At 35.5% G+C, this 26,475-nt stretch carries 23 protein-coding genes, 2 pseudogenes and 1 other annotated feature; of the genes and pseudogenes, 16 read left to right on the top strand and 9 right to left on the bottom strand.

Translation table 11 applies throughout. The features are described from left to right. Positions 1 to 201 precede the first annotated feature (201 nt). Entirely contained in the window at positions 202 to 1,233 is a 1,032-nt protein-coding gene (locus NSQ69_RS14690; protein ID WP_002013512.1) for a fatty acid desaturase, read from the top strand. A gap of 523 nt (positions 1,234 to 1,756) precedes the next feature. On the opposite strand, the gene proC is transcribed toward NSQ69_RS14690, so the two are convergent. Further along, positions 1,757 to 2,575, bottom strand: coding sequence for a pyrroline-5-carboxylate reductase (gene proC / locus NSQ69_RS14685; RefSeq protein WP_002168136.1), 819 nt, complete (start codon positions 2,573 to 2,575; stop codon positions 1,757 to 1,759). A 339-nt stretch (positions 2,576 to 2,914) separates the two neighbouring features. Then, positions 2,915 to 3,125: a binding site (T-box leader), on the top strand. Between the two features lie 145 nt (positions 3,126 to 3,270). Here proC and proB point away from each other — a divergent pair. Beyond that, positions 3,271 to 4,374 carry a glutamate 5-kinase gene (gene proB / locus NSQ69_RS14680; protein WP_341099430.1) on the top strand — a complete coding sequence of 368 codons (1,104 nt, stop codon included), beginning with the start codon at positions 3,271 to 3,273 and terminating at the stop codon, positions 4,372 to 4,374. A 103-nt stretch (positions 4,375 to 4,477) separates the two neighbouring features. Further along, positions 4,478 to 5,725, top strand: coding sequence for a glutamate-5-semialdehyde dehydrogenase (locus tag NSQ69_RS14675; RefSeq protein ID WP_002127908.1), 1,248 nt, complete (start codon positions 4,478 to 4,480; stop codon positions 5,723 to 5,725). Positions 5,726 to 5,802: 77 nt separating this feature from the next. Here the strand turns inward: NSQ69_RS14675 and NSQ69_RS14670 are convergent, their stop codons facing one another. After that, the gene (locus tag NSQ69_RS14670) at positions 5,803 to 6,996 is read right to left on the bottom strand and encodes a NupC/NupG family nucleoside CNT transporter (RefSeq protein ID WP_002127907.1); all 1,194 of its coding nucleotides are present in this window, start codon (positions 6,994 to 6,996) and stop codon (positions 5,803 to 5,805) included. A gap of 214 nt (positions 6,997 to 7,210) precedes the next feature. Further along, positions 7,211 to 7,407, bottom strand: a pseudogene (locus NSQ69_RS14665) (helix-turn-helix domain-containing protein); the annotation flags it as partial. On the opposite strand from NSQ69_RS14665, the gene NSQ69_RS14660 reads away from it, so the two are divergent. Beyond that, entirely contained in the window at positions 7,364 to 7,513 is a 150-nt protein-coding gene (locus tag NSQ69_RS14660) for a hypothetical protein (protein ID WP_003190241.1), read from the top strand. The pseudogene NSQ69_RS14665 and the gene NSQ69_RS14660 sit on opposite strands and share 44 nt — an antisense overlap. Positions 7,514 to 7,902: 389 nt before the next feature. On the opposite strand, the pseudogene NSQ69_RS14655 reads toward NSQ69_RS14660, so the two are convergent. Then, positions 7,903 to 8,394 (bottom strand): annotated as a pseudogene (locus NSQ69_RS14655) (DinB family protein). Positions 8,395 to 8,749: 355 nt separating this feature from the next. Between NSQ69_RS14655 and NSQ69_RS14650 the strand changes: the two are divergent. The 7 genes from NSQ69_RS14650 (at position 8,750) to NSQ69_RS14620 (ending at position 14,748) form a co-directional block, all read left to right on the top strand. Continuing rightward, on the top strand, positions 8,750 to 9,793 hold the full coding sequence (locus NSQ69_RS14650) for an ArsR/SmtB family transcription factor (RefSeq protein WP_003190247.1): 1,044 nt from the start codon (positions 8,750 to 8,752) through the stop codon (positions 9,791 to 9,793). Between the two features lie 57 nt (positions 9,794 to 9,850). Next, positions 9,851 to 11,065, top strand: a complete 1,215-nt coding sequence (locus tag NSQ69_RS14645) for an MFS transporter (protein WP_002168141.1) — start codon at positions 9,851 to 9,853, stop codon at positions 11,063 to 11,065. Positions 11,066 to 11,162: 97 nt separating this feature from the next. Further along, a complete protein-coding gene (gene hmoA, locus NSQ69_RS14640; RefSeq protein ID WP_002168142.1) occupies positions 11,163 to 11,489 on the top strand; it encodes a heme-degrading monooxygenase HmoA in 327 nt (108 codons plus the stop codon). A gap of 106 nt (positions 11,490 to 11,595) precedes the next feature. Then, a complete protein-coding gene (locus tag NSQ69_RS14635; RefSeq protein ID WP_078179258.1) occupies positions 11,596 to 12,183 on the top strand; it encodes a hypothetical protein in 588 nt (195 codons plus the stop codon). 85 nt (positions 12,184 to 12,268) lie between these two features. Next, on the top strand, positions 12,269 to 12,973 hold the full coding sequence (locus tag NSQ69_RS14630; RefSeq protein ID WP_002127903.1) for a nucleotidyltransferase domain-containing protein: 705 nt from the start codon (positions 12,269 to 12,271) through the stop codon (positions 12,971 to 12,973). Between the two features lie 218 nt (positions 12,974 to 13,191). Further along, entirely contained in the window at positions 13,192 to 13,611 is a 420-nt protein-coding gene (locus NSQ69_RS14625; RefSeq protein ID WP_002127901.1) for a VOC family protein, read from the top strand. Between the two features lie 354 nt (positions 13,612 to 13,965). Continuing rightward, positions 13,966 to 14,748 carry a class I SAM-dependent methyltransferase gene (locus NSQ69_RS14620; protein WP_002127899.1) on the top strand — a complete coding sequence of 261 codons (783 nt, stop codon included), beginning with the start codon at positions 13,966 to 13,968 and terminating at the stop codon, positions 14,746 to 14,748. Between the two features lie 166 nt (positions 14,749 to 14,914). Here NSQ69_RS14620 and lsrF read toward each other — a convergent pair whose 3' ends face one another. The 4 genes from lsrF to NSQ69_RS14600 are packed head-to-tail and all read right to left on the bottom strand — an operon-like array spanning position 14,915 to position 18,586. Next, positions 14,915 to 15,697 carry a 3-hydroxy-5-phosphonooxypentane-2,4-dione thiolase gene (lsrF, locus tag NSQ69_RS14615; protein ID WP_002032842.1) on the bottom strand — a complete coding sequence of 261 codons (783 nt, stop codon included), beginning with the start codon at positions 15,695 to 15,697 and terminating at the stop codon, positions 14,915 to 14,917. 6 nt (positions 15,698 to 15,703) lie between these two features. Beyond that, positions 15,704 to 16,066 (bottom strand): cupin domain-containing protein, encoded by a 363-nt coding sequence (locus NSQ69_RS14610; RefSeq protein ID WP_000909986.1) that lies wholly within the window; start codon positions 16,064 to 16,066, stop codon positions 15,704 to 15,706. Between the two features lie 25 nt (positions 16,067 to 16,091). After that, a complete protein-coding gene (gene lsrK / locus NSQ69_RS14605; RefSeq protein WP_002185569.1) occupies positions 16,092 to 17,654 on the bottom strand; it encodes an autoinducer-2 kinase in 1,563 nt (520 codons plus the stop codon). Further along, positions 17,654 to 18,586: a sugar-binding transcriptional regulator gene (locus tag NSQ69_RS14600; RefSeq protein WP_002168146.1), complete on the bottom strand. Its 933-nt coding sequence runs from the start codon at positions 18,584 to 18,586 to the stop codon at positions 17,654 to 17,656. The genes lsrK and NSQ69_RS14600 overlap by 1 nt, the downstream gene beginning before the upstream one ends. A 197-nt stretch (positions 18,587 to 18,783) precedes the next feature. Between NSQ69_RS14600 and NSQ69_RS14595 the strand changes: the two genes are divergently transcribed. From NSQ69_RS14595 to lsrB, 4 genes are read left to right on the top strand one after another with little or no spacing between them, the layout of a single operon-like run. Further along, positions 18,784 to 20,277, top strand: a complete 1,494-nt coding sequence (locus tag NSQ69_RS14595) for a sugar ABC transporter ATP-binding protein (protein WP_002168147.1) — start codon at positions 18,784 to 18,786, stop codon at positions 20,275 to 20,277. Further along, positions 20,274 to 21,242: an ABC transporter permease subunit gene (locus NSQ69_RS14590; RefSeq protein WP_016127172.1), complete on the top strand. Its 969-nt coding sequence runs from the start codon at positions 20,274 to 20,276 to the stop codon at positions 21,240 to 21,242. The genes NSQ69_RS14595 and NSQ69_RS14590 overlap by 4 nt, the downstream gene beginning before the upstream one ends. After that, positions 21,239 to 22,237: an ABC transporter permease gene (locus tag NSQ69_RS14585; RefSeq protein WP_002168149.1), complete on the top strand. Its 999-nt coding sequence runs from the start codon at positions 21,239 to 21,241 to the stop codon at positions 22,235 to 22,237. The genes NSQ69_RS14590 and NSQ69_RS14585 overlap by 4 nt, the downstream gene beginning before the upstream one ends. Continuing rightward, complete coding sequence (gene lsrB / locus NSQ69_RS14580) at positions 22,234 to 23,277, top strand: autoinducer 2 ABC transporter substrate-binding protein LsrB (RefSeq protein ID WP_002168150.1); 1,044 nt, start codon at positions 22,234 to 22,236, stop codon at positions 23,275 to 23,277. Before NSQ69_RS14585 ends, lsrB begins: the two co-directional genes overlap by 4 nt. Before the next feature lie 136 nt (positions 23,278 to 23,413). Here the strand turns inward: lsrB and NSQ69_RS14575 are convergent, their stop codons facing one another. Then, positions 23,414 to 24,916, bottom strand: a complete 1,503-nt coding sequence (locus NSQ69_RS14575; protein ID WP_002127892.1) for a malate:quinone oxidoreductase — start codon at positions 24,914 to 24,916, stop codon at positions 23,414 to 23,416. Positions 24,917 to 25,337: 421 nt separating this feature from the next. On the opposite strand from NSQ69_RS14575, the gene NSQ69_RS14570 reads away from it, so the two are divergent. Beyond that, positions 25,338 to 26,384, top strand: coding sequence for a DUF2332 domain-containing protein (locus tag NSQ69_RS14570; protein WP_063225782.1), 1,047 nt, complete (start codon positions 25,338 to 25,340; stop codon positions 26,382 to 26,384). Positions 26,385 to 26,475 lie beyond the last annotated feature (91 nt).

Here is a 26,475-nt window from a genome sequence, read left to right as displayed (position 1 = left end):
GAAAAACTTCGAAATTTCCGGCACAAATGCTCCTTCTATCCTATAATAGAAGCTATTCTGGACGTAAGTAATTTGTAAGGAATGAGTAAGAAAAAAGAGATTTTCATAGTATAAAATATTTATTATACCTACGTATAACACCTACTACTAATAATGTGTTATAATACAAATTAGCAACATAAAGGAAAGGAATTAGAAAAAATGACCTTACAAAATACTAAAAATTTAAAAAAACAAGTTGCTCCTTTTGAAAAATCAACGGCAAAAAAAAGTGTTTGGCAAATCATCAATACGGTAGTGCCATTTATTATCTTATGGTACCTTGCTTATAAAAGTTTGTCCGTTTCTTATTGGTTAGCATTAGTTCCAGCTGTGTTAGCCGCGGGATTTATGACACGGGTTTTCATTATTTTTCATGATTGTACCCATCATTCTTTCTTTAAAAGCCGTCGTGTAAATAGAATAGTAGGGACATGTATGGGTGTTTTAACTTTATTCCCATTTGATCAATGGGGGCATGAGCATTCCGTTCATCACGCTACAAGTGGTAATTTGGATAAGCGAGGTACAGGAGATATTTGGACACTTACAGTGAATGAATATTTGGCAGCGCCATTTAGACTCCGTTTAGCATATCGTTTATATCGCAATCCATTGGTTATGTTTGGGTTAGGTCCGATTTATGTTTTCCTACTTAAAAATAGATTTAACAGAAAAGGTGCTAGAAAGAAGGAACGCATGAATACCTATTTGACGAATGTTTTAATCGTTGCTTTAGTAGGGTTACTTTGCTGGACACTCGGATGGCAATCGTTTCTTTTAGTACATGGTTCCATATTCTTAATAGCAGGTTCAATAGGTATTTGGCTGTTTTACGTACAGCACACATTCGAGGATTCTTATTTTGAAGAAGATAAAGAGTGGGAATATGTGAAAGCGGCAGTGGAAGGAAGTTCTTTTTATAAACTACCTAAAATCTTGCAATTTTTAACTGGTAATATTGGATTTCATCATGTTCACCATTTAAGTCCAAGAGTACCTAATTATAAATTAGAAGAGGCACACAATAATACGCTTCCTTTAAAGAATGTACCAACGATTACTCTTGCTACAAGTTTGCGGTCACTCCGTTTCCGTCTTTGGGATGAGCAAAACAACAATTTTGTTAGCTTTAAAGAAGTTAAAAATTTAGTGAAAAATAATGTTTCTATTCCAGTGAAATCAGAACTATAACTTCATCAAATATGACTGACTCCCCTTAATCATTTTCGATTTAAGGGGAGTTTTTGTTTAACTAGTAGATGCACGATATGGAGAAAACTTAAATGATTTAAATTGTAATGGAGGTGGATTAAGAAATAGTAATTAATATTAGAGGACGATAAAAATATTATGTTAACAATTTGAGGAGATTGATATTACTTTTTTCAATAGATATTATACTTAGTCTCTGAGTATATTTCATCTGGTGTGCATCATATCTTACAAGAAACTTAATACAATCTGCAGCAAATACATATGAAAATGATGTTCCCTTAATAATAAAAGGGTATTACGCTATAAAATAAATGATAATAAGAGCAGTTAAATTATTTTAAGATAACAAAATACAAAACGGACAAACTCAATTATCCTTGAATTTGTCCGTTCAGTTACTGGTGAAAAAGGAGGAGTATGTAAATGAAATGTACATATAGTCTAAAACTATTTAAAGATATGTGAATGTATTTAAAGTGGGTTTCTTTACACTAATTTATTACTTTTTAGTTTGCCTAGATAGTTCAACAGATTTTTGCGTACAACGCTGCATAGCTGAAATGATGGCTGTTCGTAAGCCTTTTTCCTCTAATGTTGCTACAGCTTCTATCGTTGTTCCGCCAGGAGAACAAACCATATCTTTCAATTCACCTGGATGTATGCCTGTTTCTAGTACCATTTTTGCAGAGCCTAACACAGCTTGAGCAGCGAATTTATATGCTTGATTTCTTGGCATACCATCTAATACAGCTGCATCTGCCATCGCTTCTATAATCATATATACGTATGCTGGCGACGAACCACTTACAGATGTTACAACGTCCATTAATTTTTCGCTTACGATCTCTGTTTGACCAAAGCTATTGAAAATGTTTAGCACATCTTCTAAATCTTTTTCTGTCACCATTTCATTAGGGCATAACGCAGACATTCCTTCTCCAACAAGAGCAGGGGTGTTAGGCATTACTCTTACAACCTTTAATTTTTTAGCAAAAGCCTCTTCAGTACTTTTAATGCTTTTCCCGGCAGCGATCGTTACGACGATAACATCGTTTTTGATTATTTCTTTTATTTCGTTAATGATTGATGCGTATAGGTCTGGTTTAATTGATAAAATTAAAATATCAGCATTTTTAGCTACTTCATTGTTGTCAGTAGTTGTAGTTAGCCCATATTTTTCACTAGCATTTTTTAAATTCGTAGTGTTTAAATCCGAACAAAGAATATTATTTGCAGACACTATCTTTTTGTTTAGCATCCCACCAATCATAGCCATTCCCATATTTCCGCAACCGATGAATCCAATTTGTTTATCCATAATAACTCAATCTTGCTCCTTTTATAATAAATTATATCATTTTGAAATTGTTATCTTAAAATAACAATAACATCTCCATGCAATATAAAGAAACATTCTAAGAGAATATATTCCTTTTTGCAACACCAAAAGTTGAAAATCAATTATATTCGACAATATGTAAATATATACACTTTAATTTTAGGTTTTATGTTGATGAATATGAGTTAAACTTATATCGATTTGTATTTTCATTCAGTAGGGTAATAATTTCATACAAGTAACTTGCCGCTCTATTTATTTTTAAAAATACTTCTTGACACCAAATCAAATTATATCGCATAATATAAAAAATTAAACCGAAAATCGTTGAAGGGAAATAGTACATATGTCTTCTTGCGAAAGAGAGTGGAATTCACCGGCTGAAAGATTCCTCGTATAGAATATATCGAACCTATCCCTGAGTCTTAAATGAAAGTTTAGGCGTTCGCCTGCGTTATAGGCGCCAAGTGGATATCTATGTATATCAATTAAGGTGGTACCGCGGAACAATGACCGTTTCGTCCTTTTTATTTTATTAAGGGCGAAGTGGTCATTTTTATTTTGCTCTTTAATAGGCTAGGTGCAGCACTGATAAGAATAGAAGCCGCTGTAAGCTGTATGAATAGAAGTGAAATTTATAAAAAACTTTGATTTTAGACTTGGGGGATACAAAAGTGAAAAAACAACGAATTGTTGTAAAGATTGGGAGTAGTTCCTTGGCAGATAGTCACGGAGGCATTTCTAAAGAACAACTTTCAGATCACGTTGCCGCATTGGCTCGATTGAAAGAGGAAGGGCATGAAGTTTTACTAATTACATCCGGGGCAGTCGCTGCAGGTTTTTCTGCTCTAGGGTATCCTAGCAGACCTGTGACAATTAAAGGGAAACAGGCTGCTGCGGCTGTCGGGCAAAGTTTATTAATGCAGGCATACACGGAGGAATTCCGTAAATATGGTATCGTTACTGCACAACTTTTACTAACGAGAAGTGATTTTTCTAGAAAAGAACAATACAGTAACGCTTACGCTACTTTAAGAGAGCTACTAAACCGTTCTGCTCTTCCTATAATCAATGAAAATGATTCCATTTCTTTAGAAGAGCTAACGTTCGGTGATAATGATATGCTGTCAGCTTTAGTAAGCGGACTTGTTTCGGCAGATATGCTCATGATTTTTACAGATGTGAACGGTTTATATGACCAAAATCCTCAGAAAAATGCGGATGCGAAAAAATATCATTTCCTTCCTGAGGTAACGGAAGAAATTGCTTCTCTTGCAGGAGATGCTGGTTCAAAACTTGGGACTGGCGGTATGAAATCAAAAATCGATGCTGCAAAGACGGCACTATCTCTTGGAGTGAGTGTATTTATCGGAACGGGATGTGGACAGGAGAAGTTTTTAGATGTTATGAAGGGCAAAGGTGATGGAACATATATCGGGAATGCTCCTCAAAAAGTGATTAAGATGAACAAGCAATGGATCGCCTTGCATTCGCTTGTTAGCGGACAAATTGAAGTAGATGCGGGGGCAGCTTCTGCCATCATTCAGCATGGTAAGAGTCTTCTGCCTGCTGGTGTTACAAATGTGTCAGGGTTTTTCCAAGTGGGTGAAGTCGTGGAAGTAATCACGCAACAAGGGCGCGTAATAGGAAAAGGACAATGCACATATAGCGCAGAGGAACTAAGGAATTTAAAAGGTATGCAAAGCCAAGATATTCAAGCAAGAGGCGAAAGGCATAATTATGAAGTCATCCATAGAGATCACTGGGTTTCATTTTAAGAAAAGAGAGCACTCAAATTTTAATGGGCAGGAAAGATTTAGATACTGGTGTTAAATAGTTCTCAAATAAAAACTGATTAACCTTAAAAAGGAGGAAATAAAAATGAATGAAGTGTTGGCAAAGGGGAAAAAGGCGAAAGAGGTTGCTAGAGAACTTGTGCTTAAATCTACAGATCAAAAAAATGAAGCACTTGCCGTAATTGCTGATCAGCTGATATTAGAAACAGCTTATATTTTAGAGGAAAACAAACGGGATATTGAAGAAGGGAAGACAAAAGGATTTTCTGAGTCACTCCTTGATCGTCTTATGCTGAATGAACAGCGTATCATTGATGTGACTGAAGGTATTAAGCAACTAATTGATTTACGTGATCCTGTTGGAGAGCGTGTTAGTGCATGGGAACGACCAAATGGATTATCTATTCAGGAGATGCGCGTACCACTTGGTGTTGTCGGAATGATTTACGAGGCAAGGCCGAATGTGACAGTGGATGCTGCTACAATTTGCTTAAAAACGGGAAACGCAGTAATACTACGTGGTAGTTCTTCTGCTATTCATTCTAACAAAGCCATCGTTAGCGTTATTCACAGGGCGCTCAAACAAACAAGCTTGCCTTCAGAAAGTGTGCAGCTCATAGAAGATACAACGCGCGATAGTGCAAAGCAGTTGTTTACATTGAATGAGTACTTGGATGTTCTTATCCCAAGAGGTGGCAAACAATTAATTGATACTGTAGTGAGAGAAGCATCTGTTCCAGTACTTGAAACAGGTGCGGGAAATTGTCATATTTTTATTGATGAAACAGCGGATAAACAAATGGCATTTAATATTATTATAAACGCAAAAACGCAGCGTCCATCTGTATGTAATGCAATTGAAACGATTATACTTCATGAGAATTGGGCGCAGCAATTTGGTAGCGAGCTGTTTTCTTCCTTGAAGGAAAGAGGCGTGGAGCTACGTGGTGATAATAAAGCATTGGCAATTGATTCTTCTATTGCATTAGCTTCAGAAGAAGACTGGGAAACAGAGTTTTTATCTCTCACACTGGCAGTTAAAGTGGTTTCCACTACGGAAGAAGCGATTCATCATATAAATACGTATGGATCCATGCATTCCGAAGCGATTATTACAGAGAACGAGGAAAACGTCAGCAAATTTTTCACATCTGTTGATGCCGCGGCACTTTATCATAATGCATCGACTCGTTTTACGGATGGATCTGAATTCGGATTCGGCGCAGAAATTGGCATCAGTACACAAAAGCTACACGTAAGGGGACCAATGGGGTTACCTGCATTAACTTCCACAAAATATGCGATTCGTGGGAATGGACAGATTCGGGGATAAGAATTATAAAAGAACAAGTAATAAGATGAAGACACCCAATTCAGTTTAAGTGTCTTCATCTTATTACAATTATTCATTTACCATACAAAAAGCCCCACAAGCATAGCGCTTAATAAGGAAACAGCCATTCCGCTAACAAGAAGCTTCCAAACATTTTTACCGATTATTGATGATTTTTCCCCGCCAAATAATGAATTGTAAGTTCCATAAATCATACCTACTGTACTAAAGTTTGCAAAAGAAGCTAGAAATGTAGTTGCAACCGCAATTGTATGTGGTTGTAAAGACTTTAGGTTTGATTTTAAATCCATCATTGCAACAAATTCATTCGTTGTTATTTTTATCCCCATTAATTCAGCTACATACATAGCATCTTTTCCTGATAAACCGAGTAAAAAAGCAAAGGGGCTAAAGATAATAGAGAAGATTTTTTGAATTGTTAAGCCTGTTACAAAAAAGCTTAAAATACCATTTAAACATGCTGTTAATGCTACATAGCCAATTACCATCGCTAAAATAACAATAACCATATTCATCCCAACTAACATACTGTTTGAAATAGTAGAAAAGAAATCTTTTTTTTCATTTTTTGAAGGTGAATAAATAACATCATCTTCTTTAGTAACTTCTACAGGATTTAAAACATTAGCCAAGATTAATGCGTTAATACAGTTTAAAGGAATAGCGCTGAAAATATATGTTGCTGGAACCATTGATAGATAAGCACCAAGAATGGATCCGCTGACGCTACTCATACTCATAATTCCAAAAGTCAACAAACGATTTTCTTTTAACACAGATAATTGATCACGAACAACTGCAAGTGCTTCCGTATTTCCTAAAAACATCATTTGAATGGAAAAGAAGCTTTCTAACTTTGGTAAACGAGAAATCTTTGAAATGATTGCACCAACTTTATCGATAATCCAAGTTAAGATTCCAAAATACGAAAGAATATCAAAGAAAGTGATAACAAAAATGATAGGAAGTAAGGCGCTAAAGAAGAAATCAACTGTTTGATTTTCCATAGCTGAAGGAAATACAAATCGAATTCCTTCATTCGCACATGATAGTAGCCAACTGAAAAATGACGCAATTTTATTAATGATAATACTGCCCAATTTCGTGCCTAACATAAACCACGTAATAAAAAGCTCCAATATTATTAGAATAACAATTGGTCTCCATTTTATTTTTCTTTTATTAGGCGAACATAGGAAAACGATTAATATTACAACGAAAATCCCTAACATATTTAATATGAAATGCATGTCAACAACTCCTTGAGGCTTATTATTTGTATATAAAAAAGCCCCTATTCTTCCAAATTTGGATTATAATCAGAAGTTATGAAGAATGTAAATTATGTTTGGGATTAGTCTATTTCAATTTATGTAGTAAAAATTAATGTTTTTTCGCTTTATAAAGGATATGTATTAATAAGGTAAAGCAACAAAATAAATCTATTGGTAGAACGAAGGACAATTAATAGCTGCATCCATTTTTAAATTGTTTAGGTGAAATACCAGTATATTTTTTAAAGATCTTTGTAAAATGACTTTGGCACGCTGAATATATTCATTTAGAGAAATTCTAACTTCCTTTTTGAAAAGGGAAGATAGATAACTTGGATTTAATGTGACTATTTCTGCTAGATGGGATAGTGATGCTTCTGAAATGATGAACTATATGCCATTACGAGCATTAGTGAACTTTAGCGCAGGTGCTTTTACAGAAGAAATGTTGAATGAAATAATTGGGCTATTGAACGATGCACAAATGAATTAATAAGCGGTGAATGCAAGGAAGTTAGGCGGGAGATAATGGTCCGTAAATGTCTAATTAAAGTTTTACTTTATCCATTGAACATTCTTTGTTGAATTTTAATTAAGCTTAATAAATCATTGCAGGACGTTTCTCCAGCATGCAAAAAGGCAAATGAGAGTTAGAATCTCATTTGCTTTTTTTGTACTTATTCTGCTAAATGTAGAATCATATACTTATCTATCATCTTTAATCATTGCTTATCCCGCTATTTGTGGGCAGTAAAACTCCCACCTCAAAATTCAGGTGGAGCAAAGAAGTTAGGTGGGAGATCAACTGTCCGTAAACGCCCGATTGGTGAGGGCTAATAATCAGTGGGTATGGAAAAAAAAACCACTGATTAAAGTTTCACTTTATAAATATGAACGATGAGATGGCCATGAACCTTGGAGTTTACGAAGTTGTATAATTTGACCTGTATGATAAGCATCATGCAATAGGATATTCAGATATTGTTGCCAAACTGGTAGAGAAGGACATGGTTGATCCAGTTCTGTTTCTTGAAGGGATGTTAATGAAGATTGTAAGGCATCATGTACTTGAAGCGTTCGCTTCACTGTTTGTTGCCACGCTTCATCATCATTAGGTCCACCTTGGACAAACGTGTCATCATTATTTTGTGGAGCAACAAATGTGTCATCTTGATGTAAGCGGGAAAGTAAGCGCTCTTTAAAGATTAGTAAATGGTTTGCATTTTCCCAAATCGTATTACTGGCCGTTCCTTCTGGGTGCCAACATGCTTATGCAGCGGTAAGATTCTTTAACGCTTCTGATATCGGTGGGTACCATTCTTCTTCGTAAAAAACTTGCTTGACCCCATTTTGTAATATTTCTTTTTTACTCATTCGTATAGCCTTCTTAACTATGAGATAGACCAACAATAAGTATTAGATAAATTAGGTAGAAACGTACCTACTTATCATCTGATTGATGTTTAGAAGGTTCTAAAAGAACAATACGGCGCCGTTGTAGTAATTGCAGAAACAAACTTAGGCTTTCTAAATCATTTTTCTTACTGCAATAAATTCTCCTTTCTCTTCAATAAACCTGCCTCATAGTTGAACAAGAAAATTAACTGTAGCTTAAATTTAAAAACTTGTAGCAATATAAAGTTTCAGAAAGTTTTAAAATTCTAAAAAATTAGAAGGTATAATTCGATAAATATAGAATTTAATACATAGCAAATAAGGAGGGGATAATATGGAAGTCTTTCACGTGACGAGTAGAAAGAGGGAAACGTACAACGTTCAAATGAAGTATTCGATACTTTTCGAATGCGCACTTGGCATTGCGGCAGTTACTCATAAAAGGTTAATCGACACGCTTGAAAAATCTCAAAGTGAATGGGAAAAAATTAGACAATCATTATCGGTAGAGATGAGAGAGCATTTACAGTTCGTAGAAGAAAATAATACATGGAAAGCATTACTTCAGTTATTGTATGAGGGAGATTTTCAGGATCTATCACAGTTTATTGCAAATATCGATTCACTTTCAGAAGAAGATTTAAAGTATATATGTTTACCGTTTTTAGGAGAAGCGTATCAAGCGAAAAGACGTTTAGCTGCAAGCGGAGAAGTATCTGTAATACATGAACTAAAGGAACTGACACATGATCATCAGTTTTTCTCTACGTATATAGAGTTTGTATGTCATGCCGATGTGCGCGAACTAAAAACACATTTAATCGCCGTTATGACAGGTTGGTATGACAGTGTTGTAAAAAAAGAGGCAGAAGAAATTGTTTCTATACTACAGCGAGATTATGAAGCGAAAAATGAAATGAATAAAAAGATGAAACCGGAAGAGTTTGTCGAGTGGGCTACAGGTGGAGTTACATATATGCCAGAGCCAAGTGTTCATCACGTACTTCTTATCCCGCAAATTACATACAGACCGTGGAACATAGAAGCTGATATTGAAGATACGAAAGTGTTTCATTATCCAGTCGCAAATGAAAGTATACATCCAGAAGATCCGTATGAGCCGAGTTATTTTTTAGTTCATAAACATAAGGCGCTCGGGGACGAGGCAAGGCTTCGTATTGTAAAACTACTATTTGAACAAGAGCGTACGCTGCAAGAAATAACGGAAAGATTACAACTAGGAAAATCGACAGTACATCATCATTTGAAACTTTTACGTTCAGCAAAGTTAGTTGATATTCAAGACGGAAAATATGTGTTGAGAAAGAAAGCAGTGCAGTCTTTAGCGAAAGAATTAGATGCATTTTTGAATAGATAATATACAACGAGAATGTACATAAAGGGAGGAATTTAATAGAAAAGTTGGTGAGCTATAGTGAAGAGTGTATTGAAAAACCGTTCATTCTTTTTTATGTGGATAGGTAGTGCGATTTCGGAATTAGGCGGGGCTTTCGGGACGTTATGTAATTCAATTCTCGTTTATGAATTAACAGGATCAAAAACAGCATTAAGTAGCATGTGGTTACTATATTTTATCCCGTCGCTCATACTACAACTTATAAGCGGTCCATATATTGATAAATGGAGCCGAAAGTGGATTATGATTTTTTCACAATGGATACGAGCGTCCGTATTTTTACTACCTTTGGCGATGCTAGTTACAGGTAATATAGAAGTTTGGCACATTTATGTTGTTCAAATTATAGTTGGACTTATTACACCGCTTTATACACCTGCAAGTCAAGCAATTACACCGAGCATTGTAAGTAAAGAGCACCTTCAAAATGCAAATGGGTATATTGATGGGATGACTCGTCTTATGATGTTTCTTGCGCCAGTATTAGGTGGCATCGTTATTCATTTTATTGGAATGAAGCTAACACTGTTCTTTGTGTGTATTTGTCTATTCATTAGTGGAGGGTTGTTGCTTTTCATTAGAGAAAAGAGGATAAAGCAAGAGCTTAGAAAAACGTGGCTAGAGCAGTTTCTTCATGGATTTACATATTTTTTCACAAGACCAGTTATCGTTTGGCTTGGTATCTTTCTAACATTCGTTCAATTTGGAGTAGGAGTAACGATGGTTACAAATCTTCCTTACATTAAAGATGAACTATCGGCAGGGTATGCTGAATACGGTTATTTTATGGCCGGTTTCCCACTTGGCTATGTAGTTGGATCAATATTAGTCGGAAAAGTAACATATAAAAGCCGGCGAATACTTATGCTTGGAGGATTGTTTATAGGTGGCCTTACATACATTTCTCTAGGGTTCAATCACAGTATTATAATTGCGGTAATTATTGAAGTAATTGCAGGTATTTGTATTTCATTTTTCAATGTTCATAATACGACGATATGCCAACAAACAGTACCAAACAATATGATAGGGCAAGTATTTTCAGTGCGATTATTTTTCATACGATCCGCTATGCCGTTAGGTGTGTTATTAGGAGGCATACTAAGTGAAATATGGGGAGTTAGAGCACTATACTTTATCATAGGTGCGATTATATGCGTCACTTCTTTAATAGGAATATTACTTCCATATTTTAAATTTTTAGATGAGGCAGTTGAAGAGAAAACAGCATAATTCAAAAAATTTAAAACTTTATAATTGAAAATAATTATCATAATCAACTATAATAGAAGAATACTAGTATTCGTATTACAAAGAGGGAGTGGGATATATGTTTATCGAGACTAAAACATTTACAGTAAAAGAAGGTACATCAGATATAGTTGTAGAGCGTTTTACAGGAGAAGGCATTATTGAAAAATTTGAAGGGTTTATCGATTTAAGTGTTCTCGTTAAAAAAGTGAGACGCGGAGATGAAGAAGTAGTAGTTATGATTCGCTGGGAATCAGAACAAGCATGGAAAAACTGGGAAACAAGTGAAGAGCATTTAGCTGGACATAGAGCGGGCCGTGGTAAACCAAAACCAGATCATATCATTAACGTTGAACACGGTGTTTATTATGTGAAATCATCGAAATCGGCTTATCAACAGTCGTAAAATATAATTAGAGGTAGAGGATATTTGTTTATTAATAAACAAATATCCTCTTTTTTGATTTATAGTAAAATATGGATGTTATATATATTTATTTGTTTAGTTATAAATGGAGGTAAACGAAGTGAAAAAAATATTACTAATGGCAGCTTTAGCAACGACATTATTATCAGTATGTAGTGATAATAATGTGAAAGAAGATGTATCTAAGAATGAGGAAGAAAAACGTAAAAGCAGTGCAAAAATAGTAGAGCAGAAAGAGTATATCGTTATTGATAAGAATTATAATGAAATATTTCTAAAAGATGCTAGCTCAAATAAAGAAGAGAGCGTGAAAGTAAGTTTAAGTAATTTAAACCCAATAAAATGGAAGGCGCCTAAAAGAAACGGTAGCTTAGATATAGGTGATCATATCTCTTTGGAAAAAGAAGAGGGTAAATATACACCTACATTAGTAAAAGATCTTGTAGGTGAAATAAAGTATGATGGTTCAATTAAATATAAAATTTTAGAAGCAACTAATAAGTCAGTAAAGTGGTTACCACTAAATAAAGAGAACAATGGAGGGAGTGTTCCACCAGAGATGGTAAAAGTGGTGAATGCTTCGAAAATAAAAGGTGGAGATATTGTAACGATTCAAGATAAAACAAAAAGCAGTAAAGACGCAATTGTATATGAACTGACAATTGTTGAATAAGTATGTAGAAGATTAAAGGTATTAAGAGAAGTAAAATATATTTAGGTAACGAATAAATCTATAAGAATGTGTTTGGAGGTTACAAATGTTAGAAACACAAATATCTATTAAACATGAACGACATAAAAAATTAGTGAAAACAATAGTAGCTGAAATCTTATCTATAGATAAGGTAACTGGATGTATGCTTATTGGTTCTGTCGCAAGAGGTGATGCATATCCTGATTCGGATTTAGACTTATATATTCTTTTAGAAGACGGACAAAAGAAGCGATTTTATTCTGAAACGAGAGAAGATATTTTAGTTGAATATAAGAGTGCAGATTTTAATCTAATACAAGTAAACTTTAAAAACAATCCGATGGAACTATACTCATTTTTAGAAGGGAAATTTTTATTTGATAAAAGCGGTGAGTTGAAAAAGTTAAAGGAAATAGCTAAACATGAATTTGAAAACTACCGTGTTTCTAGTGATAAAGTAAAAGGCGTTTCTCATTGGTTACATAGTTCGCTAATTAAAATTAAGACTGCTCTGAAGGCAAAAGATGAGTTAAAAGCATCATATATAGTTCAAACATCAACTTGGACATTGTTAGAGGGAATATGGGCTATTAATAACAAGCCAGTACCGCCAGCTGGATCTGTTTTGAAATATATTGAAACATTATCTAAAGTACCAACGAATTTTGCAGGTTTTATAAATAAATTGTTTTTAGGTGATACGACAGAGCGCATCTCTTCAGCAATTTTCTTGATTGAGTGGGTTTTACTTAATTTGGAGAATAAATAATATGGCTATAACACTTGTCAATTTATATAGGTAAATCGATACTCCATGTCGAATTGTTCATATGATTGCATTCATTTCGAAAAACGTTCTAAGCTATAGGAAAAAGCATAAGACTATTAAAAAATAGTCTTATACGGAACACTTGAATATCTTTCCTTACATATGTAAGTGTTATTAATATGAGTATATATACCCTCTGCTTAAAAGGAGATGAGTGAATGAAGTTGAATCATTTAAATCTATGTGTTGATGATTTATCAGAAGCTAGACATTTCTTTGAAACATTTTTTGATTTTCAATTTTTGGAGCAAAAGGGAAAGGCACTTGTAGTAATGAGTGATGAGAGTGGATTTATACTTGTGCTAAGTGATCCAAAAGCATTTAAGGGGAATAAGGAAGTTATGTATCCTGAAGCTTTTCATATTGGTTTTTTAGTGGAAACTTCAAGTGAAGTTGATCAATCATATAATCGTTTAGTAGCTGGTGGTATTGAAATAGGCAAGGAACCTTATACGATGAGAGGTAGTAGTTATGGTTTTTATTTTACAGTATTTAATGGCTTATTAATCGAAGTGTCTTGTATTGATTATAGAGACGGTAAGAAAGTTTCAAAATCCAATGACACTCATCAAGAGTAATTGTTTGAAGGTGTATATGTAGCCCCTTATCCAGTTTGGAAAGGGGCTTGATACCATTTTAATCCTCTTTTTTAATGGAACACTAAAGTGAAAAAGAAGCGTCTTTTAGTCAGAAATCCGACTTATGAGACAGTTCCTTTATTTTTGTTTTCATATTTTATTATAACTGAAACAATTCTCATTTTTTACAATATAATCAATTAATTTAAATATTTAGAAAAATAGGATGTTTATGTGTTAAAATAAATATAGAAAACCATTTATTAACTATCGGCAGGTTAATAGAAAAAGGGTGTAAATAGTTAATAATGTCACAATTAAAATGCAACTAGATAGTTAGGAGGAATGATTATAATGGATACTACACAACAAAACAGTAATGCATGGGATAAGAAGGTTGAAGAAGGTTCTAGATACACTCAACCTGTAAGTAGTGAGGTTATTGAAAAAAGTAAATCAGGTGAATGGGAAATCACAGTCACCACAGAAAAATCAGTTCCTAGAGATTGGTTTCCAAAGTCATTAGAGGGATTAAAGATACTTTGTTTAGCATCAGGTGGAGGGCAACAAGCACCAGTACTGGCTGCTGCTGGGGCAGATGTAACAGTTACTGATATATCTAAGAAGCAATTGGAACAAGATGAAATGGTAGCGGAACGGGATGGATTAACTTTAAAAACAGTACAAGGAGATATGTCAGACCTTAGTGATTTTGAAGATGAATATTTTGATATTGTCGTAAATCCTGTTTCTAATTTGTTTGTAAAAGATGTTCATCTTGTATGGAATGAGATTTCAAGGGTTTTAAAGAATAAAGGTATTCTTATTTCTGGATTTACAAATCCTTTACTATGGATTTTTGATGACAACCAAGAACAAAAAGGTATTTTGGATGTTAAACATTCAATACCTTCATCAACATTGGATTATTTACCAGAGGATGAAGTTCAAGATTATATTAATTTAAATCAAACAATAGAATACGCACATACTCTAGAAGATCAAATCCAAGGTCAAGTTGAAGCTGGTTTTGTTATAACGGGTTTTTACGAGGATGATTTTGGTGGAACAAGGATATTAGATAAGCATATTAAAACTTTTATTGCTACAAAAGCTATAAAGTTAAAGGTTGATTAAAATTTTTGGCTCGTTAGTCGAAGAAGGAAACTTGAAAACAGTAAAAGTTCAATGTATGTCAAAAAGGATGGCAAGTGCCATCCTTTTCCTTGTGTAGTTTGAGTGTCAAAACAAGTTTTACTCCTCTTAACTGAACCCGTTATAATAAATAGTCCATCTTTTCACATTAATTTTTCACATCATTATATAGTTCCAGCGCCTCTTTCACATTCAATCTATTTTTTACAATGCCATGAATCGCTTGAATCATCGCAGTTGGATGTTCGGATTGCCATATGTTTCGGCCCATGTCTACTCCGATTGCGCCTTCCTGCAGCGCATTGTACGTAATGTTTAATGCGTCTTCGATTGAATCTAGTTTCGGTCCGCCCGCGATTACGACTGGAGCAGGGCATGTGCTTGTGATTTTTTCGAATCCTTCGCAGTAGTACGTTTTAATAATATCAGCTCCCATTTCAACACATACGCGGGAGGCGAGTGCTAGAAAGCGAGCTTCACGTTTTTGTAGTTCTTTCGCAACGGCGGTAATACCGAGTACTGGCAGGCCGTAATCGTGAGCTTCAGAGACTACGTTTGCGAGATTTGAAACAGTTTGTGTTTCATAGTCTGATCCAACAAAGACAGAAACGCCGACGCCAATTGCGTTTTGTTTTACTGCTTCTTTCACAGGTGTAACAATTGTTTCATTTGCTAAATCTTTGCCTACTACAGTTGCCCCGCCTGATACACGCATAACCATCGGTGTGTTGCAGTTTTCAGGAATACAGGAACTTAATACGCCTCGTGTTAAAAAGAGGGAATCAGTATATGGAAGCAAGTTTTTAACTGTTTCTAACGGTTGTTCAAGTCCGTGAATTGGCCCTAAAAAGTAGCCGTGATCTATCGCTAACATAACCGCTCTGCCGTCAGGTAAAATTGTGTTTAATCGATTTTTAAATCCCCAAGTCATTAGGAATCACTCCTTCGTTAATGTTGGATTTTCAGTTTGTACAGTATCTTTATTTGGTAAATGTGGTGACTTTATAAAAACAGCTTTAAAAGGCTTATCAGAATGGTTAATAAGATAATGGGATTCATGAGGTCGAACTTGCAAGACATCCCCTTGTTTGATCGGAACTCTCTCGTTATTCACATAGAAATCTATTTCGCCTTCTAACGCATAGAAGACCTCTTCGCACGTTGTATGATAGTGATTTTGAAACTCTTGCCCAGGCTGAATCACGACTAGGCCAAGATCGATATTTGGACCTTGTATTAAATATTTAGGCCCATTATCACCGAAGCGATAGGAGAAATCATTTTCATTCGCTTTTAACATATATTTCACTCCTTTATGTAATGTGTTACAGAGCACCGGGTGCAATCCACATATGTGAGGTGATCCCTTTATCGGCTAAAGCGAGCTGACTGTTATACACAGTTTTCCATGTTTCATAGAATTCCTTATATAGTTCATGATTTTCAGTGACTGGCTCAAATGTTTTTTCCCACTGTACAAACTGTTCGGCAGTCGCTGCCATAGATGAATATATGCCAGCACCAACCCCAGCAGCAATTGCAGTTCCTAAAGCTGCCGCTTCTTTTACAACTGGTACTTTCACTGGGATTCCAAGAACGTCTGAAAGAATTTGCGGCCAAAGTTTTCCTTTAGCAGCGCCGCCAGCAAAAATCACTTCAGAAGGAAAGTTACCTGTGAGAGCCTCTATTAATTTCAAGTTGCCGAATGTAACGAAGGCGGCATTTTCTTCTATTGCCCGGAACATTTCTTTCTTCCCACATTTATCAGCATCTAAGCTCAAATTTAAAAAGGATGGTGCAGCATGTCGCCAAGAAATATAATTCATTACATTTGAAAAAGTGGGGATTATGCCATGTGAGCCTACAGGAACTTCTTTCGCTTGTTCTTCTAGTAATTCATAAGCATCTACACCGAGTTTTTCAGCGAGCCGTTTTTCTTCATGGCAAAAGGCATCTCGAAACCACCTCATAACAAGGCCAGGGAAGAAAGCAATTGTTTCGTATTGCCATAGGTTAGGAATGACGTGGCAATTAACACGAATCGCCGCATTTGGATCAGTTTCTGGTTTTGTTATATTTACTTCTTGTTGCCAAAAACTGCCTCCGCATATAAATGTTTGTTCAGGCTTTACAACTCCAGTTCCAAGCGATGCCATTTGTGCATCTCCGCCGCCAGCAACGACCGGTGTTCCTTCATGTAATCCTGTTAACTCAGCACTTCGTTTTGTGATATTCCCGATAACTGTACCAGCTTCATTTACTTTTGGAGAAAAGGCTAGAGTAAGACCGCATTGCTCAGCAACCCAGTTATCCCAAGCTCTATTTTGTAAATCGAATATACCGGACGTACATCCATTTGAAGAATCAATTTGCAGTACGCCGCACAATTTATATAAAATCCAATCGTTTAACATCGTGAAAGAATGAATGTTTCTGTACACGTCTGGTTCATGCTTTTTTATCCAAAGTAAGCGAGGTAAAGCACCTAATGAAAAAGTTTGACCGGATTTTCTATATAAATCTTCTTCAATTTCGGAACGGATTTTTTTTAGTTCACTAACTTCCGCTGACGCGCGGCCATCAACATTTGCACAAGCCCATATTTCTTGCCCGTTTTTATCGTATAAAACAAAGCCTTCACGCATACTCGTTGCACTAATACCTTTAATAGAAGAGGAGGACGTATTACTTTTTTGAAGAACCTCTTTCGTACATTTTTGAACGAGCTGCCAGTTTTCAGTTACATCAAAATTCATAGAACCAGGGTAACGACTATCTGATTTATGAATCCATTCTTTTTGACTAACAGCAAGTTGATTACCGTTTAAATCAAAAAGAACTGCTCGAATGCTCCCTGTACCAGCGTCGTAAGCTAAAAGAGTAGACATTAAGAGTCACCTTCCTTTCTTATTAAGGAGAGGGCAGTTTCTTCATCGGTAATTAATGTATGAATGAATCTCCCTTTTAAGGCGCCGTAAATTGCATCGATCTTTTCCGTGCCGCCAGCTACACCGACGACATGTTTCATATTTTGAAGAACAGAGAGTGGTGTGCCGATAAGACGGTTATGATGGGGAAGTTCTAATTGTTTTCCATCAGTATTATAAAATTGCCCTAAAATATCTCCTGCCCCGTTTTGACTACGTATATATGTCATTTCACGTAGTGTTAATTTTTCTTCTTTCACAATTGTGGCGTCTTGAGATAAACCGCCAATGCCAACTACTGCTGTATGAGCGAGTGAAGCGACGTGAAGCATATCTTTCACGCTCGGTTCAGATAGAATAATTTGCGTCATTTCGTTTGTAGATGTTAGAAAAGGGGTAGGAATAATATGAAGATCGCCTTGCATGTAGTTTAAATAGCTTTGGTTTCTTGGAACATAGTGATTTACGCCTCCTGTAAGAGTAACGATTGAAAGATTCATAGAGCTATCAAAATGAATGTTTTCTAGCATTTTACTTATCGTCTCTCCCCAGCCAATCCCAAGTAAATCTCCTTGTTGCAGATGAGTTTCTAAATATTGTGCGGCAGCTTTTCCGAGTGAAAATGCATAATCTTCTGCTGGCGTTGGAATAACGAAAGCATCTTTTAGATGGAATTTTTTCATAAGGTCACGTTCGATGCTTAAACAGTGCAAACCAGTACCTTTTACGTGAAATGTGACGACACCTTCCGTCCGTGCTTTATCTAACAACCGAACGACTTTATTTCTTGAAATGTGAAGAAGGGAAGCAATTTTTTGCTGGGTTAATTGATCTTTATAATAGTACCAAGCTACTTTTGTTAACAAATTGTCTTCAAAGCTCAGCTGTGACATACTCTTCATCCCTTTCAACAATTGACCACTGCTTAAACATATGTGTTCGTTATTTTGTTTATTCCAGTTGAAGCGATAAATAGTCCAGTGAAAAAAGTGTTCTAGATATGAAAAAAGAAATATACAATGCTACAAAACAAGTAGAACAAAAAATCATTTTCTCAAAAAATGTTCTGCATAAAGGCAGGTGACAACATGTGGAGAACGTGCCCTTATTACAAGTTACAAAGATGAGTAAATCATTTGCAGATCAACTCGTATTAAAAGAAGTGAATTTACAATTAGAGCCTGGAGATGTATACGCTTTAGTCGGAGGGAATGGTGCTGGGAAATCAACGTTAATGAAAATATTAACGGGCTTGTATTCATACGATGCTGGCAAGATGTATGTGAAAGGGAAAGTACAACAGTTTTCAAACACAGCAGAAGCACATCAACATAGCATATATTTAATACCACAAGAGCCACTCATCTTTCCGCATATGACAATTGAAGAGAACATTTGTATCGGAATGAAAGCGAAAAAGAAAGAACTTCGAAATAAAATTAATAAGTTGCTAGAAGGCTTAGGTTGGAACATTCAACTTCATAAGCTAGGGTTATCGTTATCCATTGCCCAGCAACAATTAGTAGAAATATTGAGGGGATTAATAAGGGAAGCTGAGATTCTTATTTTAGATGAGCCAACATCGACATTAACAACTCACGAAATTAAGAGTCTTTTTGTGTTGATAAAAAGCTTAAGAGAAAAAGGAATTGGCATGATATACATTACGCATCGTTTTCCAGAAATCTTTGAAATTGCAAATAAAGTAGCAATTTTGCGTGACGGTATGATTGTAAGTCAAGGGGATGTATCAAGCTATACATATGACATGCTAATGGAGGGGTTATTACCGAAAGATTATAAACTTGAGGAGAAGAAAGAAATCGCGCAAGAAGAAATAGAGCATTCGGAAAAAGTATTAGATGTCATGAATGCGTCTAGTTATGCTTTTCAAAATGTATCATTAACTGTACACGCTGGAGAAATTGTCGGGATTTCAGGTATTGTCGGATCAGGTAGGACTGAATTAGCTGAATCAATATTTGGATTAATGCCTTTGAAATCAGGTTCCGTTTTATTAGAGGGAACATCCATTACGAAGTATTCGGTACATAAGCGAATAAAGGAAGGTATGGTGTATGTACCGGAGGACCGGGCAGGGAATGGTATATTTTCAATTGCGTCTGTTAAGGAAAATATAACATCTGCATCTTTAAACAGTATGAGTAGCTTCTTTTTAAACAACAAAAAAGAAAGCGCTTTATCAGAGTTGTATATAAAACAGTTTCGAATTGTTGTCCCTCATATGAATGAGAAAATGACGTCTTTATCAGGTGGGAACCAACAGAAGGTCGTGCTAGCAAAATATCTTGCATGTAATCCGAAAGTGATTATTCTTGATGAACCGACCCGCGGTATTGATGCGAAAGCAAGACTAGAAGTATACGAAACGATACAAAGTTTGAAGAGAGAGGGACTTGCGATCATATTAATCTCTTCAGATGTAGAAGAAATTGTTCAATTAGCGAATCGGGTATATGTGATGAGAAACGGAGAATTCGTCTCTCATTTAGAGAAGAAGGAAATTTGTATTGATGAAGTTACACGCCTTGCGTACGGAGGAAAGAGAGGTGTAACGGAGTGAAACGTTTATTTAAAATGCATGAGACGTCTATTATTATTTTATTACTTTTTTACATAGCCTTCGTTGGAGTAATGAATCCGAGTTTTGTGCAGTTTAGCTCTTTATCTTTAATTATGAAATCAAGCGTTATTTTAGTTGTTTTGGCAATTGGTCAATCTTTCGTATTGTTTACGAAAAATATAGATGTATCAGTAGGGTCTATTATGGGATTAAGCGCTGCGGTTTGCGGGATGTTGTTAACAGATGGATACAGTGCCTTTATTTCGATATTTGCGGCAATTATATTTGGCGCTCTTATTGGTATGGTAAACGGAATTGGCGTTACGAAATTTCGAGTGCCAGCTATCATTATGACATTAGGAATGCTCGGTATTATTAGAGGTGCAATGTTAATATTTACGGGCGGAAAGTGGATTGAAGATATTCCGAATGAGTATAAACAAATTGCTTCTATTATGATGTTAGGCCTTCCGATAACGGTATGGACCGTTCTTATCATATTACTACTACTATATTTCTTTTTAATGAAAGTTCAAATTGGAAGATATTTTTATGCGGTCGGTGATAATGAAGATGGTGCAAGGCTTATTGGAATACATGTAGATAAAGTGAAAATATACGCGTTTATCATATCAGGCATAAGCGCTGGGCTCGCTGGATGTATATTCGTAATGAATATTGGATTCGTTCCAAATCAAACAGGTACAGGAATAGAATTGCAAGTTATCGCCGCTGCTGTTTTAGGTGGTATTCATTTAAAAGGAGGAACAGGCTCTATATTTGGAGCGGCATTAGGTGCATTCTTCTTAGAAGTGATAAGCAGTTCACTCGTCTTTTTAAAAATACCTGCATTTTGGAATAGTGCTATTTCAGGATTTTTACTTCTACTCATCATCGTATTAGATAGTGTCTTAAAAAAATGGAAGAAACTCCGGCAATTAGAAGAAAGGAGGGTGAATCTATGAAAGGAATACGTAGCTTGTATAGATGGGAAGGGGTTCTTCTCATATTGCTTCTCGTAGAATTCATTCTCTTTAGTTTCATAAATAGTGATTTCTTAAACATTAGTAACCTCCTTTTTAGTATGAACGATTTCCTCATTATTTCAATCGCGGCTATTCCGATGACATTTGTCATTGTAACTGGTGGAATTGATGTTTCAGTAGGATCTATTATGGGGCTTACTTCGATTCTTATCGGAGTACTTTGGATGAATGGTATGCCTATACTGTTGGCTGTTATCATTGCGCTCGTAGTAAGTTGTATAGCGGGCGGATTAAATGGACTTATTATAAAAATGACAGATGTAGAACCTCTTGTTGTTACACTTGGAACGATGTTTTTATATGCGGGAATCGCCCTTGTTATTTCAGGTGGTTCGGGTGCAGCGGGCTATGAAGGAATAAGTGGTTTACCAGATTCGTATGTGCAACTGGCAAATGGTAGTTTTATCGGTATACCTAATCTATTATGGCTCCTTGTCATTTTAACGATAGTATTTACGATATTGTTTCACCGTACAACATATGGTCGCTACGCAAAATTAACTGGCGTAAATGAAAGTACGGCGAAATATTCCGGTATTCGAACGAAGAAAGTGGTGATTATTGCTTACGTACTTTCTGGGGTAGGAGGTGGATTAGGAGGAGCTTTCTTAACAGCTTATTTTGGTTCTGCTCGTGCTGATATTGGAAGTGAAACGATTTTGCCAGTTATTACGGCAGTTGTATTAGGCGGCACACTTATTACGGGCGGAAAAGGGAGTGTTATTGGGACGGTACTAGCAAGTATTTTTATAGGACTCATGCAGTACGGTTTGCAAATGACGGGCTTAACGAATGAACAATCAAATGTAGTAATAGGTATTATCCTTATTATTTCTGTTATTATGAGACATTTCAAATTACAACGATTCACCACGGGGAAAAGAAGGGATTTGCATAAGGGGGAAATGTCATGAAGAGAAAATTGGGGATTGTTATGATTATGTGTATTTGTTTAATCGGTTTAATTGCTTGTTCTAGCCAAACAGCGGATAAGAAAAAAGTAGATGATGTAAAATTTGCGTTCATTCCGAAATTAACGGGAGTTGGCTTCTTCACATCAGGCGGTGAAGGTGCAAAAGAGATGGGAGATAAGTTAGGTGTACAAGTGAAGTACGATGGACCGTCTGAGGCAAGTGTATCCGGGCAAGTAAAATATATAAACAATTTTATTAACCAAAACTATGATGCGATTATGGTTTCATCTACGTCAGTTGATGGTCTCTCGCAATCATTACAACGTGCAAAGAAAAAAGGAATGACAGTATTAACGTGGGATTCTGATGTGAATCCGAAAGACCGTTCGTTTTATATTAGCCAAGGTACACCAGACCAACTTGCAAACTTATTAATTGAAATGACTTCGAAGCAAATTGGAGATAAAGGAAAAGTAGCATTCTTTTATTCAAGCCCGACTGTAACAGATCAAAATCAATGGGTAACGAAGGCAAAAGAGATTATTAAAGAGAAATATCCGAATTGGGAAATTGTAACGACGCAATATGGTGAAAATAATGCGCAAAAATCTTTATCAGTAGGAGAGAGTATTTTAAAAACGTATCCAGATATTAACGCAGTAATATGTCCAGATGCAACAGCACTTCCAGCGATGGCGCAAGCAGCTGAAAATTTGAAAATGGATAAAAAAGTAGTCGTAACTGGTTTTTCGACACCGAACGTTATGCGTGATTATGTAAAACGAGGAACGGTACAACAATTTGGATTATGGGATGTAAAACAACAAGGTGCACTCGCAACGTATGTCGCAAATGAAATTGTTGTAAAAGGGAAAAAATTAAAAGTAGGGGATAGCTTCGAAGTAAAAGGAATCGGCAAAGTGAAAGTAGAACCAAACTCTATTCAAGGGTATGACTATGAGGCAGAAGGAAACGGTATTATCGTACTTCCTGAACGAGTTGTATTTATGAAGGATAATATTGATAAATATAATTTCTAGTTGAGAGTTAACGGAGATTTTTCATTTCTTGTCGAATCGCTGATATAATTTTAGTCACTATATTTCTTCGTCAGACATAATAAAAACGTCCGAATATATCGGACGTTTTTATTATGTCGTTTTTTTAATCTATTCATTAATTGTGAACAGCTTCTTTTTCATTTAACCCAAGTGTGCGCCCTGTTGAAGCGTGAAGCTCTTGGAACAGTCTTGGATTTTCCGTAAGTGACACGCCGTAAGAAGGGACCATTTCTTTTATCTTTGGCTCCCATTCTAGTATACGTTCTGGGAAGCATTTTTCTAATACTTCAAGCATAACGTGAACCGCAGTAGAAGCACCTGGAGAAGCACCAAGTAACGCAGCGATTGATCCGTCATTTGCACTAACAACTTCTGTACCAAATTGAAGTGTTCCTTTACCACCTGCATCAGTATCTTTAATTACCTGCACACGTTGTCCAGCAACGACAGTATCCCAATCTTCACTTTTAGCGTTCGGAATAAACTCACGTAATTCTTCCATACGCTTTTCGTGTGATAACATAACTTGTTGGATTAAGTATTTTGTTAATCCCATTTCTTTTACACCGGCTGCTAACATCGTTAAGACGTTATTCGGTTTTACAGAACCAATTAAATCAAGGTTTGAGCCAGTTTTTAAGAATTTAGGTGAGAAGCCTGCAAATGGTCCAAACAGTAAAGCTTTTTTATTGTCTATATATCTCGTATCAAGGTGAGGTACAGACATTGGTGGAGCACCAACTTTAGCTTTTCCGTATACTTTTGCATGATGCTGCTCTACAACTTTTGGGTTTTTACATACCATAAATAGTCCACTTACTGGGAATCCTCCAATATGTTTTGACTCAGGAATACCAGTCTTTTGAAGTAGAGGTAGACTACCACCACCGCCGCCGATAAAGACGAATTTCGCAGTATGATGTTCAATTTTGCCACTATTCATATCATGTACTTTTACTTCCCACAAACCATTCTTCGTGCGTTTAATATTTTCAACACTATGTTTGTAGTTTAGCTCAACATTTTTAGTTTTTAAGTAATCAAATAACATGCGCGTTAACGCACCGAAGTTAACATCTGTTCCAGAGTCAATCTTCGTTGCAGCCATAGGTTCATTAGAATTACGACCTTCCATAATGAGTGGAAGCCATTTTTTTAATGTGTCAGGTGCATCAGAAAATTCCATTCCTTGGAATAGAGCGTTTTTTGAAAGCGCTTCAAAACGTTTTTTTAGAAACTCTACATTTTTTTCCCCTTGCACCAAACTCATATGAGGTAGTGGCATAATAAAATCTTGTGGATTACGAATTAAGTTTCTTTTTACAAGATAAGCCCAAAATTGTCTTGAAAGTTGAAATTGCTCATTTACTTTTACAGCTTTACCAATATCTATAGACCCGTCAGATTTTTCGGATGTATAGTTAAGCTCACATAGCGCAGAATGTCCTGTACCAGCATTATTCCATTCGTTAGAACTTTCTTCTCCGGCATTAGCGAGTTTTTCAAATACTTTAATTTCCCATTCAGGTGCCAATTCTTTAAGTAATGATCCTAACGTTGCGCTCATAATTCCTGCGCCAATTAAGATAACGTCTGTTTTTTGCTGCATGTTGCTCATGATAATCTCTCCATCCCCTATATTGGCAAAAAAGAGTAGGTGTTTTTTATATCTAAGCCGTAAAAAGAAAACACCGCCTAGGCCCCACCTAGGTACTTACCTTTTTTGTCTCAATTATATAACCATCTCATAGTCTATTATAATAATTAATAGACTAAAATATCTAGTGTTATCTGATAATTTTAAACTATTTAACGTTTTATTTCATAGAATTCTTCTGTCATAAGGGTAAAAAGCATAGTAGTAAAGCGGGATTTGGAGAAGAATTCCAGTTTGATGTTATGTCAAAAAAACTTCTATTTTTATGTTTTATCTTTGGAAACTAGTAAAATTCTATTTTCGTGACATCTAATTTGAAAAAATAGAGTAAATAACAAATAAATGATAAGATTATTCTGAAAATAATTAAGGAGGGATACCAATGCTTACAAAAGAACAAGTCGCAAACTTATTTCGGAATTTTTCTGTGAATGAATGTAAAGGATCTAGTGACTTATACGAATATTTATCAATAAAAATTTCTGAAGATGAGGAAGTTCTTACGTTAGCTTCCTACGCACAACCTGGTCAACCAGTCCCAAACTTATTATTAGGTGCAGTCCATTATTTATTGTTAAAAGGAAAAGAGCACAGTTTAAAAAACTATTATCAAAGTTTAGTTGAAAATGCTGATATAAATTTTGAAAATGCCTTTTACCAATTTAAAGATTTTTGCCATGTATATCGAGAAGAAATTATCTCTTTATTACAAACGAAACTTGTTCAAACGAATGAAGTAAGAAGATGTGCCTATTTATATCCAAGTTTCTGTTACATATTTAATAAAGTGAACAAACCATTGGCGTTAATAGAAATTGGTACAAGTGCGGGATTACAACTATTTTGGGATCAATATCGTTATTCATATGGAACGGAAGAAATGTATGGAAATAGACAATCAAATGTTCATTTACAATCAGAAATAAAAGGGGAGAAGAAGCCCTCCTTTTTAGAACAAAGTCCACCTGTTATGGAAAGAATCGGACTAGATTTACATGTGAATAATTTAAATGATGAAGAAGATTATTTATGGTTACGCGCGCTTATTTGGCCAGAACATAAAGAAAGACTTGAACTATTCGATCAAGCAGCAACGCTTGTAAAAGAAAAATCAGTACAATTAATTGAAGGGGACGGTGTAGCACTTCTTCCAGCCATTGCAAATCAAATAAGGGAAGATGCTGAAATCTGCATTTTCCATACACACGTCGCAAATCAAATACCTGAAAATGTAAAACATAAGCTAGAAAAACAAATTAAAGAAATAGGTGCAAAACGTGATGTATTCCACCTATATAACAACATGTGGGACCGTGACCTTCATATTGATTATTATATTAACGGAAACGAATATTGTGAAACTGTTGGGGAAACGGAAGGGCATGGGAGATGGTTTAGTTGGGGGCTTGGGGATAAGCCGCTTTGTTAATGTAATCCTATATAGGATGGGGCCATTTTGTTTTAAAATTATTTTTTTTGATTAATATGATAATAATTTATGATAAGTTGTATATAAGGAT

This window comes from Bacillus sp. FSL R10-2201 (genome assembly GCF_038008665.1).
GTDB classification, from domain to species: domain Bacteria; phylum Bacillota; class Bacilli; order Bacillales; family Bacillaceae_G; genus Bacillus_A; species Bacillus_A mycoides.
The sequence above is the reverse complement of the archived record's forward strand: the minus strand, read 5'-3'. Positions and strand labels throughout refer to the sequence as shown.

What these genes read in the sequence shown, in the direction of transcription:
- NSQ69_RS14670 (WP_002127907.1), bottom strand. Translation starts at nt 6,996, where the DNA reads ATGCATTTCATATTAAATATGTTAGGGATTTTCGTTGTAATATTAATC.
- NSQ69_RS14600 (WP_002168146.1), bottom strand. Translation starts at nt 18,586, where the DNA reads ATGTCACAGCTGAGCTTTGAAGACAATTTGTTAACAAAAGTAGCTTGG.
- NSQ69_RS14620 (WP_002127899.1), top strand. Translation starts at nt 13,966, where the DNA reads ATGGATACTACACAACAAAACAGTAATGCATGGGATAAGAAGGTTGAA.
- NSQ69_RS14690 (WP_002013512.1), top strand. Translation starts at nt 202, where the DNA reads ATGACCTTACAAAATACTAAAAATTTAAAAAAACAAGTTGCTCCTTTT.
- NSQ69_RS14575 (WP_002127892.1), bottom strand. Translation starts at nt 24,916, where the DNA reads ATGAGCAACATGCAGCAAAAAACAGACGTTATCTTAATTGGCGCAGGA.
- NSQ69_RS14585 (WP_002168149.1), top strand. Translation starts at nt 21,239, where the DNA reads ATGAAAGGAATACGTAGCTTGTATAGATGGGAAGGGGTTCTTCTCATA.
- NSQ69_RS14570 (WP_063225782.1), top strand. Translation starts at nt 25,338, where the DNA reads ATGCTTACAAAAGAACAAGTCGCAAACTTATTTCGGAATTTTTCTGTG.
- NSQ69_RS14635 (WP_078179258.1), top strand. Translation starts at nt 11,596, where the DNA reads ATGGAGGTAAACGAAGTGAAAAAAATATTACTAATGGCAGCTTTAGCA.
- NSQ69_RS14650 (WP_003190247.1), top strand. Translation starts at nt 8,750, where the DNA reads ATGGAAGTCTTTCACGTGACGAGTAGAAAGAGGGAAACGTACAACGTT.
- lsrK (WP_002185569.1), bottom strand. Translation starts at nt 17,654, where the DNA reads ATGTCTACTCTTTTAGCTTACGACGCTGGTACAGGGAGCATTCGAGCA.
- NSQ69_RS14630 (WP_002127903.1), top strand. Translation starts at nt 12,269, where the DNA reads ATGTTAGAAACACAAATATCTATTAAACATGAACGACATAAAAAATTA.
- proC (WP_002168136.1), bottom strand. Translation starts at nt 2,575, where the DNA reads ATGGATAAACAAATTGGATTCATCGGTTGCGGAAATATGGGAATGGCT.
- hmoA (WP_002168142.1), top strand. Translation starts at nt 11,163, where the DNA reads ATGTTTATCGAGACTAAAACATTTACAGTAAAAGAAGGTACATCAGAT.
- NSQ69_RS14625 (WP_002127901.1), top strand. Translation starts at nt 13,192, where the DNA reads ATGAAGTTGAATCATTTAAATCTATGTGTTGATGATTTATCAGAAGCT.
- lsrF (WP_002032842.1), bottom strand. Translation starts at nt 15,697, where the DNA reads ATGACTTGGGGATTTAAAAATCGATTAAACACAATTTTACCTGACGGC.
- lsrB (WP_002168150.1), top strand. Translation starts at nt 22,234, where the DNA reads ATGAAGAGAAAATTGGGGATTGTTATGATTATGTGTATTTGTTTAATC.
- NSQ69_RS14610 (WP_000909986.1), bottom strand. Translation starts at nt 16,066, where the DNA reads ATGTTAAAAGCGAATGAAAATGATTTCTCCTATCGCTTCGGTGATAAT.
- NSQ69_RS14675 (WP_002127908.1), top strand. Translation starts at nt 4,478, where the DNA reads ATGAATGAAGTGTTGGCAAAGGGGAAAAAGGCGAAAGAGGTTGCTAGA.